At 68.7% G+C, this 18,214-nt stretch carries 20 protein-coding genes; 4 read left to right on the forward strand and 16 right to left on the reverse strand.

Annotation, left to right across the window (positions count from 1 at the left end):
- Positions 1-6: 6 nt before the first annotated feature.
- Positions 7-591, reverse strand: coding sequence for a hemerythrin domain-containing protein (locus ACAM57_RS15790; RefSeq protein ID WP_369662312.1), 585 nt, complete (start codon positions 589-591; stop codon positions 7-9).
- 167 nt (positions 592-758) lie between these two features.
- On the opposite strand from ACAM57_RS15790, the gene ACAM57_RS15795 reads away from it, so the two are divergent.
- Complete coding sequence (locus tag ACAM57_RS15795) at positions 759-1,265, forward strand: universal stress protein (RefSeq protein ID WP_369662313.1); 507 nt, start codon at positions 759-761, stop codon at positions 1,263-1,265.
- A gap of 27 nt (positions 1,266-1,292) precedes the next feature.
- On the opposite strand, the gene ACAM57_RS15800 is transcribed toward ACAM57_RS15795, so the two are convergent.
- From ACAM57_RS15800 to ACAM57_RS15810, 3 genes are all read right to left on the reverse strand, one after another.
- On the reverse strand, positions 1,293-2,138 hold the full coding sequence (locus ACAM57_RS15800; RefSeq protein ID WP_369662314.1) for a universal stress protein: 846 nt from the start codon (positions 2,136-2,138) through the stop codon (positions 1,293-1,295).
- 73 nt (positions 2,139-2,211) lie between these two features.
- Positions 2,212-2,445, reverse strand: coding sequence for a hypothetical protein (locus ACAM57_RS15805; protein WP_369662315.1), 234 nt, complete (start codon positions 2,443-2,445; stop codon positions 2,212-2,214).
- 102 nt (positions 2,446-2,547) lie between these two features.
- Entirely contained in the window at positions 2,548-3,732 is a 1,185-nt protein-coding gene (locus ACAM57_RS15810; RefSeq protein ID WP_369662316.1) for a fatty acid desaturase, read from the reverse strand.
- 201 nt (positions 3,733-3,933) lie between these two features.
- Between ACAM57_RS15810 and ACAM57_RS15815 the strand changes: the two genes are divergently transcribed.
- A complete protein-coding gene (locus ACAM57_RS15815; RefSeq protein WP_369662317.1) occupies positions 3,934-4,662 on the forward strand; it encodes a response regulator in 729 nt (242 codons plus the stop codon).
- Positions 4,655-6,796 (forward strand): GAF domain-containing protein, encoded by a 2,142-nt coding sequence (locus ACAM57_RS15820; RefSeq protein WP_369662318.1) that lies wholly within the window; start codon positions 4,655-4,657, stop codon positions 6,794-6,796. The genes ACAM57_RS15815 and ACAM57_RS15820 overlap by 8 nt, the downstream gene beginning before the upstream one ends.
- 21 nt (positions 6,797-6,817) lie before the next feature.
- On the opposite strand, the gene ACAM57_RS15825 is transcribed toward ACAM57_RS15820, so the two are convergent.
- Positions 6,818-7,582, reverse strand: a complete 765-nt coding sequence (locus tag ACAM57_RS15825; RefSeq protein WP_369662319.1) for a Crp/Fnr family transcriptional regulator — start codon at positions 7,580-7,582, stop codon at positions 6,818-6,820.
- Between the two features lie 234 nt (positions 7,583-7,816).
- Between ACAM57_RS15825 and ACAM57_RS15830 the strand changes: the two genes are divergently transcribed.
- Entirely contained in the window at positions 7,817-8,320 is a 504-nt protein-coding gene (locus tag ACAM57_RS15830) for an ornithine carbamoyltransferase (protein WP_369662320.1), read from the forward strand.
- Between the two features lie 21 nt (positions 8,321-8,341).
- Here the strand turns inward: ACAM57_RS15830 and ACAM57_RS15835 are convergent, their stop codons facing one another.
- From ACAM57_RS15835 to ACAM57_RS15885, 11 genes are all read right to left on the reverse strand, one after another.
- Complete coding sequence (locus tag ACAM57_RS15835) at positions 8,342-9,043, reverse strand: sulfite exporter TauE/SafE family protein (protein WP_369662321.1); 702 nt, start codon at positions 9,041-9,043, stop codon at positions 8,342-8,344.
- A 2-nt stretch (positions 9,044-9,045) separates the two neighbouring features.
- The gene (gene hemN / locus ACAM57_RS15840) at positions 9,046-10,452 is read right to left on the reverse strand and encodes an oxygen-independent coproporphyrinogen III oxidase (RefSeq protein WP_369662322.1); all 1,407 of its coding nucleotides are present in this window, start codon (positions 10,450-10,452) and stop codon (positions 9,046-9,048) included.
- The gene (locus tag ACAM57_RS15845) at positions 10,449-10,715 is read right to left on the reverse strand and encodes a hypothetical protein (RefSeq protein ID WP_126019816.1); all 267 of its coding nucleotides are present in this window, start codon (positions 10,713-10,715) and stop codon (positions 10,449-10,451) included. The genes hemN and ACAM57_RS15845 overlap by 4 nt, the downstream gene beginning before the upstream one ends.
- Entirely contained in the window at positions 10,712-11,017 is a 306-nt protein-coding gene (locus ACAM57_RS15850; RefSeq protein WP_369662323.1) for a FixH family protein, read from the reverse strand. The genes ACAM57_RS15845 and ACAM57_RS15850 overlap by 4 nt, the downstream gene beginning before the upstream one ends.
- A gap of 10 nt (positions 11,018-11,027) precedes the next feature.
- The gene (ccoG, locus tag ACAM57_RS15855; RefSeq protein ID WP_369662324.1) at positions 11,028-12,461 is read right to left on the reverse strand and encodes a cytochrome c oxidase accessory protein CcoG; all 1,434 of its coding nucleotides are present in this window, start codon (positions 12,459-12,461) and stop codon (positions 11,028-11,030) included.
- Between the two features lie 15 nt (positions 12,462-12,476).
- Positions 12,477-13,394, reverse strand: a complete 918-nt coding sequence (ccoP, locus tag ACAM57_RS15860) for a cytochrome-c oxidase, cbb3-type subunit III (RefSeq protein WP_369662325.1) — start codon at positions 13,392-13,394, stop codon at positions 12,477-12,479.
- A 13-nt stretch (positions 13,395-13,407) separates the two neighbouring features.
- A complete protein-coding gene (locus tag ACAM57_RS15865) occupies positions 13,408-13,548 on the reverse strand; it encodes a CcoQ/FixQ family Cbb3-type cytochrome c oxidase assembly chaperone (protein WP_184637899.1) in 141 nt (46 codons plus the stop codon).
- A 24-nt stretch (positions 13,549-13,572) separates the two neighbouring features.
- Positions 13,573-14,214: a cytochrome-c oxidase, cbb3-type subunit II gene (ccoO, locus tag ACAM57_RS15870; protein ID WP_126019810.1), complete on the reverse strand. Its 642-nt coding sequence runs from the start codon at positions 14,212-14,214 to the stop codon at positions 13,573-13,575.
- 9 nt (positions 14,215-14,223) lie between these two features.
- Complete coding sequence (ccoN, locus tag ACAM57_RS15875) at positions 14,224-15,663, reverse strand: cytochrome-c oxidase, cbb3-type subunit I (RefSeq protein ID WP_184637903.1); 1,440 nt, start codon at positions 15,661-15,663, stop codon at positions 14,224-14,226.
- A gap of 65 nt (positions 15,664-15,728) precedes the next feature.
- Positions 15,729-15,866 carry a cbb3-type cytochrome oxidase assembly protein CcoS gene (gene ccoS, locus ACAM57_RS15880; RefSeq protein ID WP_093196545.1) on the reverse strand — a complete coding sequence of 46 codons (138 nt, stop codon included), beginning with the start codon at positions 15,864-15,866 and terminating at the stop codon, positions 15,729-15,731.
- The gene (locus ACAM57_RS15885) at positions 15,866-18,187 is read right to left on the reverse strand and encodes a heavy metal translocating P-type ATPase (protein ID WP_369662326.1); all 2,322 of its coding nucleotides are present in this window, start codon (positions 18,185-18,187) and stop codon (positions 15,866-15,868) included. Before ACAM57_RS15885 ends, ccoS begins: the two co-directional genes overlap by 1 nt.
- Positions 18,188-18,214 lie beyond the last annotated feature (27 nt).

The following is an 18,214-nucleotide window of genomic DNA, read 5'->3' on the forward strand; positions in this document are numbered from 1 at the left end:
GGCAACTCAGAGCGCCGGCCCCAGCCCAATGGGAGCTGGAACGATGTTGACGATGCGCGTGAAGAGCGCGTTGTATTCGAGATCGGGCACGTGCCCGGTCATCGGATCGCGGTTCTGCGAGAAGGCGTTGTCCAGGTCGCGCCAGTCGTCCTCGGTCAGCACCCGCTCGGCCAGCGGCAGGATCTCTCGCTCCTCCAGCGCCATGTGGTCGAGATAGAAATCGACGTACTCGCCGACGGTTCTTTCGAACTCCTCGCGCCGCGGATCGCCGAGCATCTCGAAGGCCAGCAGCGCGTGCTCCACGTTGCGGATCCGGCGTTCGCCCTTGGCATGGTCGCTGTCGAGCCTGTCCAGCAGCTCGCGCGAGATCGGCGTGCGGGCGCGCAGCCTGGGAAACAGCAGCTCGGTCTCCTTGCGGTGGTGGCGCTTCTCGGGAAACTCGTCCACGTAGAAGAGCATGGCCCTGAGCGTCGCGAAGTCGGGCAGCGTGCCCTTCTTGCGGTGCTGTTCGAGCAGCATGACGATGGACCGGAGCATGGCGGCGAGCGCGGCGTGCTCCTGGCGGATGATGCGGATGGTGGCGTGGGGCATGAGAGTCTTCCTGTGCATGCCCCGAGGGTCGCGCTTTCTTCGCTCGCGGGCTTGTTCCAGATCAAGGCCGCTCCTGCCGGGGAGCTGCGCGTTTTGATCGATATCAAGCCGTGCGAGGCGCCCGTCCGGATACTGGACCGACTCTTTCAACCTTCCGGAGTCGTGCCATGTACCAGCGAATTCTTGTTCCCGTCGACGGCAGTTCCACTGCCAGCCGCGGCCTGGCGGAAGCCATTCATCTCGCGAAGCTCACGGGCGCACGCCTGCGGCTGGCGCACGTCATCGACGAGCTGTCGTTCGCGCTGTCGATGGACGCCTACGCTGGCTATGCCGGCAGCTGGCTGGAAGAACTGCGCGGCAATGCGCGCAAGCTGCTCGAGGACGGCCGTGCCATGGCAGCCCGGGAGGGCGTCGAAACCGACGTCGTGCTGCTCGACAGCTTCAGGGGCACCGTCCACGACCAGGTCATCGCCGAGGCGCAGTCCTGGAAGGCCGACCTGATCGTGATCGGCACGCACGGGCGCCGTGGAATCGGCCGCTGGGTGATGGGCAGCAGCGCCGAACACATCCTGCGCATGTCACCCGTGCCGGTGCTCTTGGTGCGCGCGCCCGAGAGCGCGAAGACCGAGCACGAGCGCTTCGCGCTGCCCAGCGGGGAGCTTGCGAGCCAGTGAGGCCCTTTGACGGGAGCCGGCCGCGCGTCAATGCGCCATCAGGACCGGCACCGTCATCTGCGAGAAGATCTGCCGGGTGACGCCGCCCATGATCCGCTCGCGCAATCGCGAATGGCCGTAGCCGCCCATCACCAGAAGATCCGCGCCCAGTTCCGACACCCGTGACAACAGCGCGTCCGCGAAGCTGGCCTCGGTCACGCCGGACTCGGCGCGCGCATTCACGCCATGCCGCAACAGGTACTGGATCATGTCCGGCACCAGCAGCCGCCGCGCGTCGTCTTCGCCGCGGGGATGGCGCAGCGACACGAGCGTCACGCGCACGCCGTTGCGCAGCGCCGGCAGCGCAGCCCGCAGGGCCACGGCCGCCTCGCGCGAGCCGTCCCAGGCCACGATGGCGTCCTTCGGCACCCGTTCGAACGCATCGCCGGCTGAGGGCACGACCAGCACCGGGCGCCCTGCTTCCATCAGCACCTGCTCGGCGAGCGCGCGAACCGTGGTGTCCTTCCGGGTCGAATCGTCGTCCTGCCCGAGCACGACGAGATCGCTCGCGCGGCCGTGCCTTGCGACCGCATCCACCGTGGCGCCGTCGGCCAGCCGCACCTCGTACGACAGGGGGCCCGAGGCCGCGATGCCCGCCCGGAACTCGCGCGCGATGGCCTCGGCGCGACGGCGCAGGTAGTCGGCCGACTCGGCGATGTAGTCGCTCATGCCGGTGGCGATGGCATCGGCGGGAATCACGCCGTCATGCAGGCCCGTGGGAACGAGGCCGACCAGATGGGCCTCTTGCGCCCGCGCCCACCGGGCCGCCACCGCGCCGCGCACGGGGCTGCGGTCCGAATGGTCCAGGTGCACAAGGATGGTTCTGTAGTTCATGAATGGACTCCTCGCGAACTGGCGCGCCGCGTCCCGGCGCCGGAAAGGAATTACGGGCGGATTGCCTCGGCGCCTAGCCGTCCAGCGGCACGCCGCCGCCGAAGCGGCAGACCCACTGGTCCCGGAATTCGCACAGTACGGCGGTGGCCGAGCGCTGCCAGGCGAACATCATTTCCAGCTGCTGGCGCTGCACGAGGAGCATGCTCCTGGCGACGGCAACCTCCCAGTCCAGCAGGGCCTGGAGGCTGCCGCCAGCGACGCAGACCGGGGTCGTGGATGTGGTTGTAGAGAAGCTGTCCTTGGACATATGGGCTACCTCGGAAAAGGGTGACGTGAATACCTTATGCGCCGTGGGGCGCACCTCCCTTGATATGGCACAAGGAATGCGCGTGTCGCCCTCCCCGGCCAGTCAGGCATAGGAGCGCAGCCGGCGCGAAAAATCCGCCAGCGGCGCGATGCCGCTCGCCTCCGCGCGTTGGCACCAGTCCTGCAACTGCCTGGCGAGCTGTTCGCCCGTGGCGGTGGAACGGCTCCACAGTGCGGTCAACTCGCCGCGCATCGAATACATCGTGGCCAGCGCGTGCGAGGCCTTCAGCGCCTGCATCACCTGTCGCTGCCGCGAGGGCCCGAGCAGGCCCTGGTCCTTGCCGAGCCAGGGCTTGACGGCCTTCAGGGCGCGCGCGGCCTCCGGCGAAATGCCGCGCAGTCGGCCGAGCTCGGCCACGCAGGCTTTCTTCAGCGAGCGCGTGTAGTTCGACAGCACGTCGTAATGGCAGCGGATGATCGCCTGCACCGTGGCCAGGTCGACGTTCGCCTTGGGCGCGACCAGGCGCGGCGTGGGCGCCACGTGCTTCACGCGGGCCAGGCCCAGCGCCTGCAGCGTGCGGATGTAGAGCCAGCCGATGTCGAACTCGAACCACTTGCTCGAAAGCTTCGCCGAGGCCGGAAAGGCATGGTGGTTGTTGTGCAGTTCCTCCCCGCCGATCAGGATGCCGACCGGAAAGATGTTCGTGCTGGCGTCGCGGGCCGGCCAGTTGCGGTAGCCCCAGTAGTGGCCGATGCCGTTGACCACGCCGGCCGCCCAGAACGGGATCCACGCGATCTGCACGAGCAGCACCAGCGCGCCCGGCACGGCGCCGAAGAGCGCCATGTCCACGACGCCCATCAGCACGATGCCCAGGATCTTGTGCTTCGAGTAGAGATGCCGCTCCAGCCAGTCGTCGGGCGTGCCGTGGCCGTAGCGTTCCAGGGTCTCGGCGTGCCGCGCCTCGCGCATGTAATAGAACACCCCGCCCCACAGCACGCGGTTGAGCCCGTGCACCTGCGGGCTGTGCGGGTCTTCGGGGGTCTCGCACTTCGCGTGATGCTTGCGGTGCACCGCGGCCCACTCCCGGGTCACCATGCCGGTGGTCAGCCAGAGCCAGAAGCGGAAGAAGTGGCTCGCCGCGGGGTGCAACTCGAGCGCGCGGTGCGCCTGGTGGCGGTGCAGGAAGATGGTGACGGACGCGATGGTGACGTGCGTGAGCGCGAGCGCGGCCAGCAGCACGCCCCACCACGGAAGATCCAGGACGCCGGAGTAAAGCAGGGATTGCATTCATACCTCTTGAACAGTGCCGGCGATTCTGCTGACGGCACGGGTCGCGGACTTTGATGCAGGTCAATGCGGTCTCGCCGTTGCCGGGCAGCATGGCGGGCGGCGGATGGCTTGTTGCAGGTGCTTCGGCGCACGGTGCGTGCTACGCTCAAGCGAGACCGGAACACCCAGGAAACTCGTGCTGAATTTCCTCGCCAGCGCATGAAAAACACACCCCACATCGCGGTTCTCGACGACGAACCCGACATCACCGAACTGCTGGCCGGCTACCTGCAGGGGCATGGCTTCCGCGTCAGCCAGGTGCATGAGGGGCGGGCTCTCACGGCGCTGATGGAAACCGACCCCGCCGACCTCGTGCTGCTCGACCTCGGACTGCCCGGCGAAGACGGATTCACCATCGCCCGCCGCATGCGCGAGAGCTGGCGCTGCGGCCTCATCATCGTCACCGGGCGCGGCGACGCGGTCGACAAGGTGGTGGGCCTGGAGGTGGGAGCGGACGACTACGTCACCAAGCCTTTCGACCTGCGCGAGCTGGTGGCCCGCGTGAAGGCCGTGCTCAGGCGGCTGGCGCCTGCCACGCCGGCACCTGTAGCGAATCAGCCGGCGTCTGCCGGCAAGCTGCGCTTTGCAGGCTGGCAACTGGACACAGGCTCGCGCAGCCTTCGCAACCCGCAGGGCGAGAGCGTCGTGCTGACCGGCGGCGAGTTCGACCTGCTGCACGTCTTCACCCTGCATCCAGGTCGCGTGCTTTCGCGCGACTTCCTGCTGGAGCAGACACGCGGACGCGAAGCCATGCCCTTCGACCGCACGATCGACGTGCAGGTCGGCCGGCTGCGCAAGAAGATCGAGTCGGACGCGGACGATCCGCAGCTCATCAGGTCGGTGCGAGGCGCGGGCTACATGCTGGTGCCGCCGGTGTCCCATGGCTGACCCTTCGGACAGCCCCCCTGCGCTGCCCGAGGCGCCCGGCGCGCCCATCCGGCGCCTGCCCTCGGGCATCGACGAAAGCAGCGTCTTCCGTTCGCTCTTCGTGGCCTATCCCGATTCGCTGCTGCTCGTGGACCAGTCCGGCAGCATCATGCTCGCCACCCCCTCGGCGGCCGCGCTGCTGGGCTACCCGGAGGGCGAACTGCTCGGGCTGAACGTCGAGGAGCTGGTACCGGACAGCATCCGCCCGCGCCATGCCTCGTACCGCGAGGCCTACGGTCGTGCTCCGCGCCCTCGCCCCATGGGCACGCACATGGAACTGGCGGCCAAGCGCAAGGACGGCAGCGAAGTGATGGTGGAGATCGCCCTCAGTCCCCTGCAGAGCCATGGCCTGCCCTTCGTCGTTGCCGCCATCCGCGACATCGGCGCCTACCCGCGCGTGAAGCAGGCGCTGCAGCGCGCCCGCTACAGCGAGCATCTGGCCCAGCTCGGGCGGCTGGCGGTCGATACGCGAGACCTGCAGGCGGTGCTGCAGCACGTGCCGGAGATCATCACCCGGGCACTGGAGGTCGAGGTGGCGATGGTCTGGCTGCTCGACAGCAACCGCCTCGAATTCCGCGTGGCCAGCGGTGTCGGGCTGGTACCGGGCGAGGAGATCGGCGCGCACGTCGCCAACCGCCCGGACACTCCGCCGGGCTTCGTCTTCTCGCAGGGCCGGCCCGTCGTGGTGCCCGACTACGCCGACGAAGCGCGCTTTCGCGTGCCTGCGGCCTACATCGACGCCGGCCTGGTCAGCGCGCTCGCCGTGCCGCTGTCGGACCGGGGGCGCGTGATCGGCATGCTGTCGGTGCGCTCCAGGGAATCCAGGCGCTTCGGGGATGAGGAGGTGCGCTTTCTCGAGTCGCTGTCCAGCCTGCTCGCCACCAGCCTGCAGCGCGTGCAGACGGAAGAGGCGCTCAACCATGCGCAGCGGCTCGAGAGCGTCGGCCAGCTCACGGGCGGCATCGCGCACGACTTCAACAACCTGCTGACCGTCATCCAGGGCAACCTGCAGGTCCTCGAGGAACTGCCGGAGCTGGCGCATAGCAGCCACGGACAGCGGCTGCTGGCTGCCGCCGCCCGGGCATCGCGGCGCGGTGCGGAACTCACCGGCAAGCTGCTGGCTTTCTCGCGGCGGCAGGTGCTGCAGCCCGCCGCCGTGGACACGCATGCGCTTCTGCACTCGCTGGCCGACATGCTGCGCCGGACGCTGGACCAGCGCATCCGCATCGAGATCGACACGGCACCTGGCCATCCGCTGGTCATGGCCGATCCGGGCCAGCTGGAGTCGGCGCTGCTCAACATCGCTATCAACGCACGCGACGCCATGCCCGAGGGTGGCACGCTGCGCTTTCGCACCGGCATCTGCGACGCGCTGCCGACGGACCTGCGCAACGAGCAAAACAATCCCGGCAGCGACGGCACCACGCATTTCGTCGCGATCTCCATCACCGACAGCGGCACAGGCATGCCCGACGACGTGAAGGAGCGCGCCTTCGAGCCTTTCTTCACCACGAAGGAAGCCGGGCGCGGCACGGGCCTGGGCCTGAGCACGGTGTACGGCTTCGTCAACCAGTCGCGCGGCGCCGTGTCGATCGACAGCAAGGTGGGCCTGGGCACCACGGTCACGCTCTACCTGCCGCGGCAGCAGGAGCCGGAGGAAGAAGAGTCGGACGCACCCGTCGCCATGGAAGAGCTTCCGGGCAGCGAAGCACTCCCCGCCGGACTGCGGGTGATGCTGGTCGAGGACGACGCAGAAGTCCGCAAGGTGGTCGAAGCCTTCCTGGCCGCGCTGGGCTGCGAAGTGGTCTCGGCCACCACCGCCGACCAGGCCCTGTCCGCCCTCGATGCGGGAGCAGGCCCCTTCGACCTGCTGCTGAGCGACATCGCGCTGGGCGCGGGCATGCGCGGCACGCGGCTGGCGGCGGAAGTGCAGCAGCGCTTTCCACAGATGGCGGTGCTGCTGATGTCGGGGTTCTCCTCGGAGCTGCTGGACGCCGATCGCGAGGTTCCGCAAAGCTGGGAGCTGCTGCGCAAGCCCTATTCGCGCGCCGAGCTGGCGCGCGCCATGGCGAAGGTGCTGGCCGGGCACATCTGACGCCCGGTCGCGGCGCTCTTCCTACTGCAGCATGGTCGGCGCGGGCGCGAGGCAGCGCTGCACGAAAGCGCTGAGTGCGCCCACGTCGGGGATCTGCACGTCGCGGCGCCCCTTCGTCGCGAAGCCGATCACGTTGTCCCTCGCCAGCCGCGACAGCGCGCGGCTCACGCTCTCGAGCGTCATGCCCAGGTAGTTTCCTATCTCGGCGCGCGTCATGCGCAGCGTGATCTCGTCGCCGCGCATTCCGCGCTCGGCCAGGGTCTGCGCCCAGTAGCGCAGGAAATCGGCCACGCGGGCATCGGCCGGCAGCGTGCACACGGACATCAGCGAATCGCGGTCATGGGCGATCTCGCGGCTCATCGCGGCGTGCAGCAATTGGAGGAGCTCGGGCTGCACGGCGCAGGTCGCAAGCAGCGCCTCGTAGGAAACGACCCAGATCTCGCCGGTGTCCATGGCCACCGCGTCACAGGCATAGCGTCCGCCGGCGATGCCGTCGAAGCCCAGCCAGTCGCCGCGGAACTTCAGGCCCACCACCTGCTCGCGCCCGTCGGCCGAGAGGTTCACGATCTTGAAGAAGCCCGAATTCAGGATGTAGAGGTTGCCGAAGCGCTCGCCCGCCTGGTAGATCGTGTCCCCCGTGTGCACCACGCGCCGCTGCGGCTTGAGCTGCTCGCCCAGCAGTTTCAGCGTGTCCATGGTGTTGCGGCCCGCGCATTCCCGGCTGCCGGCGGGCAGGGTCAGGCTCGGGGAAAACTGCGCGGTGTTCGTGGGGGTGGTGTTGAGCATCGAGACTCCTTGGTGGTCTGTCGCGTTTCGATGAATCGATGCTAGGGAGCCATCGAAACTGCAATACCAATGGCTTGAATCCCAATGTGACACTGGGTCAATGCAGTGTGTCCGGTTTGTATCAACCGCGGGCGCCCCGCGCACGGCGCCGCAATCGCCCCCGCGCCTTGACCTGCATCAAAGACCCGCCCGCCGGCATCCCTAACCTTGGCAAGTCATACATTGACCGTTGCCATGCATCCTTCCAACACCGTCCGCAGCCCCGAGGCCGAGCGCCAACTTTCCCCGTTGGGAGCGGCCAGCCTGCTCTCACGGGCGCGCATCCTGCAACGCGCGGCGCTCGGCGGAACCACGCGCCCCCTGCTGCGCGGCAAGAACCTGGGATTGCTCTGCGAGGCGCAGTCCGACGAGGCGCAGGCGCTGTTCCGCCTTGCAGCGGAGGAACTGGGCGCGCACGTGGCCGTGATGCGCTCGAGCCTGTCTGCCTCCAGCCCCTTGCAGGAGGTGCAGCACACTGCCCGCATGCTCGGCAAACTCTACGAAGCCGTGGAATGCCAGGGGCTGGACCCGGGGCTGGTGCAACGCATCGCCGAACACGCCGGCGTTCCGGTTTTCGACGGCGCGGCAATGAAAGCCCACGCGGCCGACCAGCTTTCGGAACTGCTTGGCGAAGCGACCTCGCGGGCCGACAACCGGCGCTTCATCCTCCAGGCCCTGCTGCTGGAAAGCATCGGCTGAGCCGACTCCGCAGCCACCGCCTCAGCGGCACCAGACGTCGATCTGCTGAAGAAGGTCCGACCAGAGCGCGTGCACCGCCACCGCCGCCAGCAGGACGCCGGCCAGCCGCGCGCCCCAGGCTTGGCGCGCCTCCCCGCCAGTCCATCGCAGCCGCTGCCAGAGCCATGGCGCGAGCAACAGCGAAAGTCCGCCGCCGAGCGCGAACAGCATCATGAGCGCTGCGCCCTGCAATGGGCTGCTGCCGAGCCCGGCCAGCATCAGCGCCGAATAGAGCAGCCCGCAGGGCAGCGCCACCCAGAGCAGCCCGGCGGCAAGCACGCCCAGCCCCGTGCCGCCCGCATGCGGACGAAGGCGCGATTCGAGCGAACGGCCGATGCGCCGCGCCCACAGCGGCTGCCGCCCCGTGACGGCCAGCATCGCGCCCCAGGCGAACACGAAGACGTGCAGCAACACCCACAGCGGCCGCAGTGCGGCGACCTGCGCGCTGGCCAGCGCCAGGCTGTCGACGCTGGCGGCAGCGACGGCACCCGCCGCCGCGTAGCTCGCGATGCGGCCCAGATGAAAGGCACCGGGCGCAGCGAGCGCCGGCATGGTGCCCTGCCCTGCGGCCGGGAGCGCCACGATCCGTATCACCGCCGAAGAGGCGGCGCCGCACATCGCCACGCAGTGCGGCCCGCCGGCAAGGCCCATGAGCAGTGCGGCACCGGCGAGCGCGAGTTGCATGTTCAGACCACGCGGGAGAAACGCGTGCGGTTGGAGCGACAGTACCGGTCGAACACCATCGCGACCGCGCGCACGAGGAACCAGCCCTGCTCGGTCACCACGAGGTCGTGGTCGCTCAGGCGCACCAGGCCGCTGGCGACCAGTGTCCCGAGCGCGGCGAACTCGGTGGCGAAGTAGCGGCGGAAGTCGACCGCGAAGGCTTCGCCCATGGCATCGAAATCGACCCGCCCCCGGCACATCAGCGCCATGATCACCTCGCGGCGCAGTTGATCGTCGCGTGACAGCGCAAGGCCGCGCACCACCGGCAGGCGTCCCTGGTCGAGCAGGTCGCGGTACTCGTCCAGGCTCTTGGCGTTCTGGCTGTAGGTGGCGCCCACGCGCCCGATGCCCGATACGCCGAGCGCGACCAGGTCGCCCTCGGGCCGGGTGCCGTAACCCTGGAAGTCCCGATGCAGCCGCCCTTCCCGCTTCGCGACGGCGAGCGGATCGTCGGGCAGCGCGAAGTGGTCCATGCCGATGTAGACATAGCCCGCACTGGTGAGCTTCGTGATGGCGTCCGCCAGCATGCGCACGCGCGCCGAGGCGTCCGGCAACTCGTCGGCGCAAATGCGCCGCTGCGGCTTGAAGCGCTCCGGCAGATGCGCATAGGCGTAAAGCGCGATGCGGTCGGGCCGCAACTCGCAGACCTGCGCGAGCGTGCGCCCGAAGGAGGCGTCGTTCTGGCGCGGAAGGCCGTAGATCAGATCCACGTTGATCGATTCGAAGCCCAGCGAGCGCGCGTCGTCCATCAGCGCGAAGACCTGCGATGCGGGCTGGATGCGGTGCACGGCCTGCTGCACGGCCGGGTCGAAGTCCTGCACGCCGAAGCTCAGGCGGTTGAAGCCCAGCGTCGCGAGGTTGGCGAGCCTTTGCCTGTCGACCGTGCGCGGATCGATCTCGATGGAGCGCTCGCCACCGGGCACGAAGGCGAAGGACCGGTGCAGCAGTTCCATGAGCTCGCCGAGCTCCGCGTCATCGAGGAATGTCGGGGAACCGCCGCCCAGGTGCAGCTGGGCCACGGTGGCATTGCGGCCGAGCTGCGCGACCTGCAACTCGACTTCGCGCGCCAGGTACGACAGATACTGCCGGCCCCATTCGTGGTGCCGGGTGACGATCTTGTTGCAGGCGCAGTAGTAGCACAGCGACTCGCAGAACGGGATGTGGGCGTACAGCGACAGCGGCGACGCCCCGGAGCCGGCCTCGCGGCGATGCCGCAGCGCCTGAACGTAGTCGTCGGCACCGAAGGCCTCGACGAAGCGATCTGCAGTGGGGTACGAGGTGTAGCGCGGCCCGGGCACGTCGAACTGCCGCAGCAGGTCGAGGGGCAGTGGTGCGTGCACGGGCTCGGGGGCGAGAGCGATGGAAGTCATGGGGAGGTAGTGCCTGCAGGCGCATCGGGTTGTCCAGGCATGGCCGGTCCGGCGAGCAGCACCGTGCAGGCGCTGGACGCCGCCGCCATCAGCCAGAAGACGAAGAAAGCACCGGTATAGATGCCCTGGCGCGACATGCGCAGCGCGTCGGCGCCGCAGAAGGTGTTGATGGGATCGACCAGCGCGAACACCAGCACCTCCATGCCGCAGGCCACGAGGAAGGACGGCCACAGGATGCCGGCGACCAGCCGCATCGCGTTCATGGCGCGACCTTCCGGCCCACGGAGGGCACGTCTTCCGCGGGCGTCATCGCGTGGTTGCGGCCGGTCAGCGCGGGAAGGTGCTTCTTCGCGGCCAGGGCCTTGTTGATCTCGACGCCTTCGCGGTAGTAGTCCGGCGACACCAGCGCATCGGGGCTTCGCCAGGCCAGCCAGAAGGTCACGAAGCTCGCGATCATCACGGCCACCGGGCCACCGATCACCATCCAGAGCAACGGATGGCGCCACCAGGGCTTGTCCGCCCCGGCGGCGAGCGCGTTCATCGTCGAATCGGTTGCTGCGTTCATTCCAGACCTTTCAGCGCGGCACCAGGAAGGCCGCTTTCTCGGAAACCTGCGCCCCGCCGCCCTCCTCGCGGATGCTGAAGTGCACCGTGTGCGAGCCGGGCGTCGCGGAGCCGTAGGGCACCTGCAGCCGCACGGCGACCCAGCGCGACTGGGCGGCATCGACGCTCACCGGCTGCTCGGGCGACACGCTCAGGCCCTGCAGCCCGCTGGCCGAGATGAGGTAGTGCCGCGGCTGCTCGGTGGCGTTCATGATCTGCAGCCGGTAGACGTTCTCGAGCTTTCCGCCCTCGGCGATGCGCGCCAGCGAAGCGCGGTCGCGCACCACGTCGACCTTCAGCGGCGTGCGCACCACCAGGCTGGCCAGCAGGCCGGCCACCAGCAGCGCCAGGATCGCCGTGTAGACCAGCACGCGCGGACGCAGCACCCGCCGCAGCAGCTGCCGGCGAGACCAGCCGGCCTCCATGCCGTTTTGCGTGTCGTAGCGGATCAGCCCTGGCGCGTAGGCCATCTTCTGCATGACCGTGTCGCAGGCATCCACGCAAAGGCCGCAGCCGATGCACTCGTACTGCAGGCCCTTGCGGATGTCGATGCCGGTGGGACACACCTGCACGCACAGGCCGCAGTCTATGCAGTCGCCCAGCGCCATCGTGCGCGGGTCCGGCCCCTTGCGGCGCGGCGCGCGCGGCTCGCCGCGCCCGGGGTCGTAGGTGACGATCAGGGTGTCGCGGTCGAACATCGCGCTCTGGAAGCGCGCGTAGGGGCACATGTACTTGCAGACCTGCTCGCGCATGAAGCCGGCGTTGCCGTAGGTCGCGAAGCCGTAGAAGAACACCCAGAAGACTTCCCAGGAGCCCATCTGCGTCTGCAGGAAGGCCAGGCCGAGCTCGCGGATGGGCGTGAAGTAGCCCACGAAGGTGAAGCCGGTCCACATCGCGATGCCGATCCACACGATGTGCTTGAACCACTTCTTCACCAGCTTCTCGAGCGACATCGGCTCGGCGTCCAGCCGCATGCGCGCGACCCGGTTGCCTTCGATCTTCTGCTCCACCCACATGAAGATCTCGGTGTAGACCGTCTGCGGACAGGCATAGCCGCACCACAGCCGACCCGCCACCGCGGTGAAGAGGAAGAGCGAGAGCGCGCTGATGACCAGCAGGCCAGAGAGGTAGATCAGGTCTTGCGGGTACAGCACCAGCCCGAAGATGTAGAAGCGCCGCGCCGCGAGGTCGAACAGCACCATCTGCCGCCCGCCCCACTCCACCCATGGCATGCCATAGAACACCAGCTGGGTGAGAAAGACCATGGCCCAGCGCCAGCGCGCGAACATGCCGCGCACGGTGCGGGGGTAGATTTTCTTCGTGGCCTCGTAGAGGCCGACCTCCTCGCCGCTGCCCAGGTTCGCGCTGCTGCTCGCGTTCGCTATGGGAATGATCTTCCGGGTCATGGCGGGCTGCCGACGTCAGGGCGTGGCCGCGGCCGTGCTGTTGGAGAGCCCCCAGACATACGACGCCACCATCCGGATCTGCGCCTCGGTGAGGCGGCCTTCCTGCGCGGGCATCTCGTTGTGCTTGCCCGAATTGATCATCTGGACGATGGCTTCCTCGCCGTAGCCGTGCAGCCAGATCCTGTCGCTGAGATTGGGCGCGCCCAGCGCCTGGTTGCCGACGCCGCCGATGCCGTGGCAGGCGGCGCAGGCCGTGAACTTCGACTTCCCGAGGCCGGCGCGCACCGAGTCGTGCGGCTCTCCCGACAGGCTCAGCACGTAGTTGGCGACGTTCTTCACGTCGTCGGGCGTGCCGACGGCGGCGGCCATTGGCGGCATCACGCTCACGCGGCCCTTGGTGATGGTCTCGACGATCTTCTCGGGCGTGCCGCCATGCAGCCAGTCCTTGTCCGTGAGGTTGGGAAAGCCCTTGCTGCCGCGCGCGTCGGAACCGTGGCACTGCGCGCAGTTGCCCATGAAGAGCCGCTCGCCGATGGCTCGGGCTTGCGGGTCCCTGGAGACGTCCTCGACCGGCATGGCGGCGTACTTCGCGTAGACGGGCGCGAGCTCCTGCGTGGCCCTGGCGACTTCCGCGTCGTACTCGCCGCGCGAGGTCCAGTCGTATTGGCCGCGAAAGCTCCCGAGTCCTGGGAAGACGGCGAGGTAGCCCAGCCCGAAGACGATGGTCAGCACGAAGAGGCCCACCCACCACATGGGCAGCGGATTGTTGGCCTCGCGCAGGTCCTCGTCCCAGACGTGGCCGGTGGTGTTGTCGGCACTGGACGCGACGCGCTTGCGGGCGGTGAGCCACAGCAGGATCACGCAGCCGAGGATGCTCAGCAGCGAGACCACGGCCACGTAGTCGGACCAGAAACGGTGGATGAAATCGCTCATCGTGCTTCTCCCTTCAGTCCTGCTCGAAGGGCAGGCGTGCGGCTTCCTGGAAACCGGGCGCGTTGCGGCGCGAATACGCCCAGATCACGATGCCGATGAAGAGCGCGAAGCACACGACGGTGGCGCCGATGCGCAAGGTGGTGAGGTCGATCATGTTTTGTGTCCTTTGCCGCCGTGCCTACTTCAGCGCCAGGCCCAGCGACTGCAGGTAGGCCACCGTGGCCTCCATCTCGGTCTTGCCGCGGACTTCTTCCGTGGCACCGGCGATCTCGGCGTCCGTGTAGGGCACGCCGACGCGGCGCAGCGCGCGCATGTGGGCCGGCAGCGCCTCGGCGTCGACCGGCGTCTTCTCCAGCCATGTGTAGGCCGGCATGTTCGACTCGGGCACCACGTCGCGCGGGTTGTTGAGGTGAATGCGGTGCCACTCGTCGCTGTACTTGCCGCCCACGCGATGCAGGTCGGGGCCGGTGCGCTTGCTGCCCCACTGGAAGGGGTGGTCGTAGACGAACTCGCCCGCCACCGAGTAATGGCCGTAGCGCAGCGTCTCCGAACGGAAGGGCCGGATCATCTGCGAGTGGCAGTTGTAGCAACCCTCGCGCAGGTAGACGTCGCGCCCGGCCAGCTGCAGCGGCGTGAGCGGCTTGACGCCCTGCACCGCCTCGGTGGTCGACTTCTGGAAGAACAGCGGCACGATCTCGACGAGGCCGCCGACGGCCACCACCACGAGGATCAGCACGATCATCAGCAGGTTGTTGGTTTCGATCTTCTCGTGCGTGAAGCCGCCGGAGCTGGAAGCCGGGCTGGAGTTGTTCTGGTTCATCGTGCGTCCTCAGGCATGGGCCATGGCGGGGGGCGGGATCTCGGCGCGCACCGCGCGCCCGGAGATGACGGTCATCCAGACGTTCCATGCCATCAGCAGCATCCCGCTGAGGTAGAGAACGCCGCCGATCACGCGCACCAGGTAGAACGGGAAGGTGGCCTTCACGCTCTCCACGAAGGTGTAGGTGAGCGTGCCGTCGGAGTTGATGGCGCGCCACATCAGGCCCTGCATCACGCCGGCGATCCACATGGCCGCGATGTACAGCACGATGCCGATGGTGGCGATCCAGAAGTGCGCCTCGATGGCCTTGGTGCTGTACATGGCGGTGCGGCCGTACATGCGCGGGATCAGGTAGTAGAGCGAGCCCATGGTGATGAAGCCCACCCAGCCGAGCGCGCCGGAATGCACGTGGCCCACGGTCCAGTCGGTGTAGTGGCTCAGGGCGTTGACGGTCTTGATGGACATCATCGGCCCCTCGAAGGTAGACATGCCGTAGAACGACAGCGCCACGATCAGGAAGCGCAGGATCGGGTCGGTGCGCAGCTTGTGCCAGGCGCCCGAGAGCGTCATCACGCCGTTGATCATGCCGCCCCAGCTCGGCGCCAGCAGGATCAGCGAGAACACCATGCCCAGCGACTGCGTCCAGTCGGGCAGCGCGGTGTAGTGCAGGTGGTGCGGGCCCGCCCACATGTAGGTGAAGATCAGCGCCCAGAAGTGCACGATCGACAGCCGGTACGAGTACACCGGCCGGCCCGCCTGCTTGGGGATGTAGTAGTACATCATCCCGAGGAAGCCGGCCGTGAGGAAGAAGCCGACGGCGTTGTGGCCGTACCACCACTGCACCATCGCGTCCTGCACGCCGGCGTAGGCCGAGTAGCTCTTCATCCAGCCAGCCGGGATCTCGGCGCTGTTGACGATGTGCAGCAGCGCCACCGCGATGATGAAGGCGCCGAAGAACCAGTTCGCCACGTAGATGTGGCGCACCTTGCGCATCCCGATGGTGCCGAAGAACACGACGGCGTAGGCCACCCAGACCACGGCGATCAGCAGGTCGATGGGCCACTCCAGCTCGGCGTATTCCTTGCCGCTGGTGTAGCCCATCGGCAGGCTGATGGCAGCCGCCACGATCACCGCCTGCCAGCCCCAGAACACGAAAGACGCGAGCCTGGGTGCGAACAGGCGCACCTGGCAGGTGCGCTGGACCACGTGGAAGCTGGTCGCCATCAGCGCGCAGCCGCCGAACGCGAAGATGACCGCGTTGGTGTGCAGCGGCCGCAGGCGCCCATAGCTGAGCCACGGAATGCCGAGGTTGAGTTCGGGCCACGTCAGCTGGGAGGCGATGACCACGCCCACCAGCATGCCGACCACGCCCCAGACCACGGACATGAGCGCGAATTGCCGCACGACCGTGTCGTCGTATTCCGCGGCGGGTGGATTCGGTGGTTGCATCGTGGTGCCCTTGATTGAGTTGCGGGCAGTTTCCGTGGGCACGCTGCCCTGCGGGTTGATGCAGATCAATCGCCGTGCAGGATGCGCTCGCCCTCGGCGTCGACGTCGTCGAACTGGCCGCGCTCGATGGCCCACCACAGGCCGCCGAGGATCGCGAGGACCAGCGCCACGGACAACGGAACGAGAAGGAAGAGGATGTCCATCAGTGCGCCTCTTTCGCGCCGGACGCGAGCCGCGTCGCATTCAGAACCACCACGAGCGAACTCGCGGCCATGCCGAGGCCGGCAAGCCATGCAGGCAGCCAGCCGGCGATGGCCAGCGGCACGCACAGCGCGTTGTAGCCCGCCGCCCACAGGAGGTTCTGGCGCACCACGCGCAGCGTCCTGCGCGCCTGCGCGATGGCCTGGGGGATGGTTGCGAGCCTGTTGCCCAGCACGACGAAGTCGGCATGCGCGCGCGACAGCGGCACGCTGCGGCCGAAGGCGAACGAGGCGTTCGCGCGCGCCAGCGACGGGCCGTCGTTGAGGCCGTCGCCCACCATCGCGATCTGCCGGCCCTCGGCCTGCAGCCGCCACAGCACCTCGAGCTTGTCCTCGGGCGTACAGCCGCCCTGCGAGAAGTCGATGCCGCAACGCGCGCCGATCTCCCTCGCGGCCGAATCCCTGTCGCCCGACAGCAGCCGCACCGTGAGGCCCTGCTCGCGCAGCGACGCCACGGCAGCCGCGGCATCGGCGCGCAATTCCTCGACCAGCACGAAGCTGGCGAGCCACCCCTGCTCGTCCGCGAGATGGACCTGCGCCGCATCGACTTCCAGCGGCACCACGCTGCAGAAGGCTGGCGAGCCGAGGCGCACGCGACGGCTCGTTCCGGCGGCCGCGCGCACGCGCCGCATCCGGCCCTCGATGCCCTGGCCCGCAGTCTCAGCCACCTTGTCCGCTGCCCAGCCGGGCGCACAACGGAATTGCGCATTCCACGCATTCACCAGCGCCTGCGACACGGGATGCAGCGACTGCGCGCCGAGCGCGGCGGCCATCTCCAGCGCATCGCCGGGCCGCATGCCCTGGCGGCAGTAGATGCGCTCCAGGCGCGGTATGTCTCCGGTCAGGGTTCCGGTCTTGTCGAACACGACGGTATCGACCGACGCGAGCGCTTCCAGGGCCTGGAGGTTGGATGTCATCACCCCGCCGCGTGCCAGCGCGCCGGCACTGGTGAGCATGGCGGCCGGCGTCGCGAGCGAGAGCGCGCACGGACAGGTCACGATGAGCACCGCGACCGCCACCATCAGCGCCCTGCCCGGGTCCGTGGGCCACCAGAGCGCTGCGGCCACGGCCGCCGACACCAGCACCGCGGCGAGGAAGGGGCGCGCCACGCGGTCCGCCAGCAGTGCCAGGCGCGGCTTGCGTGAGGCGGCGCTTTCCATCAGCCGGACGATCTGCGCGAAGCGCGTGCCCTCACCCACCGATTCGATGCGCACCCGCACCGGCGCCGACAGGTTGTGGCTGCCGGCGAGCACGCGGTCGCCGCAGGGGCGAGGCACGGGTCGGGATTCGCCGGTCAGCAAGGCCTCGTCGGCACTGGTGTCGCCTTCGATCACCACGCCGTCGGCCGCAAAGGCCTCGCCCGGCCGCACCCGCACCACGTCTCCCACGGCAAGCCGGCGCACGGCCACCCGCTTCCAGCTGCCATCGGCGGCGAGCCGGTCGACACCGTCGGGCAGCCGGTTCATCAGCGCGTCGAGCGAGCCGGCGGTGCGTTCGCGCAGGCGCGCCTCGAGCCAGCGGCCCGTGAGCAGGAAGAAGACGAACATCGTCAGCGAGTCGAAGTACACCTCGTGGCCGAGCGGCCCCGTGGCATCGAAGGTGGCCGCGGTGCTGACCGCGAAGGTCGCGAGAACGCCGAAGGCCACGGGAAGATCCATGCCGATGCGCCCCATGCGCAGGTCGCGCCAGGCGCTGCGGAAGAAGGGCCCGCAGGAGAAGAGCACGACGGGCAGCGTCAGCACCCAGGAAGCCCAGCGCAGCAGCTGCGCGGAATCGGCGTTCATGTCGCCGGGCCGCGCGACGTAGGCCGGGTAGGCGTACATCATCACCTGCATCATGCAGAAGCCCGACACGAGCCAGCGCCACAGGGCCAGCCGCGATTCGCGCCGGCGCAGTTCCCTGACGGAGCGGTCGCTGCCCGGCAGCAGCCGGTAGCCGGCTTTCGCGCTGGCCTCGAACCAGTGCGAAGGCCGGGTCTGCGCGGGCGACCAGACCACGCGCGCACGCCGGCTGGCCGCGTTGACCTGCGCCTCCATCACGCCCGGCACCTGGCGCAGCGCCGCCTCGACCGTGAAGGCGCAGGCCGCGCAGTGCATGCCCTCGACCACGACCTGCGACTCCCAGCAGCCAGCGCCGGCGGCACCCAACTCGCGGCCGAAGGCGGGCCATTCGGCCGGATCGTCCAGCAGCTGCCAGGCCTGGTCGCCGTCCGCGGCGGGAAATACGGGGATCGCGGCGCGATCGGGGGCGAGCGTGGCATTCATCGGGCGAGCCTAAGAGGCGGGCCGCGC

It is taken from the genome of Variovorax sp. V15, assembly GCF_041154425.1.
Lineage (GTDB): Bacteria > Pseudomonadota > Gammaproteobacteria > Burkholderiales > Burkholderiaceae_C > Variovorax > Variovorax guangxiensis.

What these genes read in the sequence shown, in the direction of transcription:
- ACAM57_RS15830 (WP_369662320.1), top strand. Translation starts at nt 7,817, where the DNA reads ATGCATCCTTCCAACACCGTCCGCAGCCCCGAGGCCGAGCGCCAACTT.
- ccoP (WP_369662325.1), bottom strand. Translation starts at nt 13,394, where the DNA reads ATGAGCGATTTCATCCACCGTTTCTGGTCCGACTACGTGGCCGTGGTC.
- ccoO (WP_126019810.1), bottom strand. Translation starts at nt 14,214, where the DNA reads ATGAACCAGAACAACTCCAGCCCGGCTTCCAGCTCCGGCGGCTTCACG.
- ACAM57_RS15815 (WP_369662317.1), top strand. Translation starts at nt 3,934, where the DNA reads ATGAAAAACACACCCCACATCGCGGTTCTCGACGACGAACCCGACATC.
- ccoN (WP_184637903.1), bottom strand. Translation starts at nt 15,663, where the DNA reads ATGCAACCACCGAATCCACCCGCCGCGGAATACGACGACACGGTCGTG.
- ACAM57_RS15835 (WP_369662321.1), bottom strand. Translation starts at nt 9,043, where the DNA reads ATGCAACTCGCGCTCGCCGGTGCCGCACTGCTCATGGGCCTTGCCGGC.
- ACAM57_RS15805 (WP_369662315.1), bottom strand. Translation starts at nt 2,445, where the DNA reads ATGTCCAAGGACAGCTTCTCTACAACCACATCCACGACCCCGGTCTGC.
- ACAM57_RS15800 (WP_369662314.1), bottom strand. Translation starts at nt 2,138, where the DNA reads ATGAACTACAGAACCATCCTTGTGCACCTGGACCATTCGGACCGCAGC.
- ACAM57_RS15885 (WP_369662326.1), bottom strand. Translation starts at nt 18,187, where the DNA reads ATGAATGCCACGCTCGCCCCCGATCGCGCCGCGATCCCCGTATTTCCC.
- ACAM57_RS15850 (WP_369662323.1), bottom strand. Translation starts at nt 11,017, where the DNA reads ATGAACGCAGCAACCGATTCGACGATGAACGCGCTCGCCGCCGGGGCG.
- ACAM57_RS15825 (WP_369662319.1), bottom strand. Translation starts at nt 7,582, where the DNA reads ATGCTCAACACCACCCCCACGAACACCGCGCAGTTTTCCCCGAGCCTG.
- ACAM57_RS15810 (WP_369662316.1), bottom strand. Translation starts at nt 3,732, where the DNA reads ATGCAATCCCTGCTTTACTCCGGCGTCCTGGATCTTCCGTGGTGGGGC.
- ACAM57_RS15865 (WP_184637899.1), bottom strand. Translation starts at nt 13,548, where the DNA reads ATGATCGACCTCACCACCTTGCGCATCGGCGCCACCGTCGTGTGCTTC.
- ccoG (WP_369662324.1), bottom strand. Translation starts at nt 12,461, where the DNA reads ATGACCCGGAAGATCATTCCCATAGCGAACGCGAGCAGCAGCGCGAAC.
- ACAM57_RS15795 (WP_369662313.1), top strand. Translation starts at nt 759, where the DNA reads ATGTACCAGCGAATTCTTGTTCCCGTCGACGGCAGTTCCACTGCCAGC.
- ACAM57_RS15820 (WP_369662318.1), top strand. Translation starts at nt 4,655, where the DNA reads ATGGCTGACCCTTCGGACAGCCCCCCTGCGCTGCCCGAGGCGCCCGGC.
- ACAM57_RS15845 (WP_126019816.1), bottom strand. Translation starts at nt 10,715, where the DNA reads ATGAACGCGATGCGGCTGGTCGCCGGCATCCTGTGGCCGTCCTTCCTC.
- ACAM57_RS15790 (WP_369662312.1), bottom strand. Translation starts at nt 591, where the DNA reads ATGCCCCACGCCACCATCCGCATCATCCGCCAGGAGCACGCCGCGCTC.
- hemN (WP_369662322.1), bottom strand. Translation starts at nt 10,452, where the DNA reads ATGACTTCCATCGCTCTCGCCCCCGAGCCCGTGCACGCACCACTGCCC.
- ccoS (WP_093196545.1), bottom strand. Translation starts at nt 15,866, where the DNA reads ATGGACATCCTCTTCCTTCTCGTTCCGTTGTCCGTGGCGCTGGTCCTC.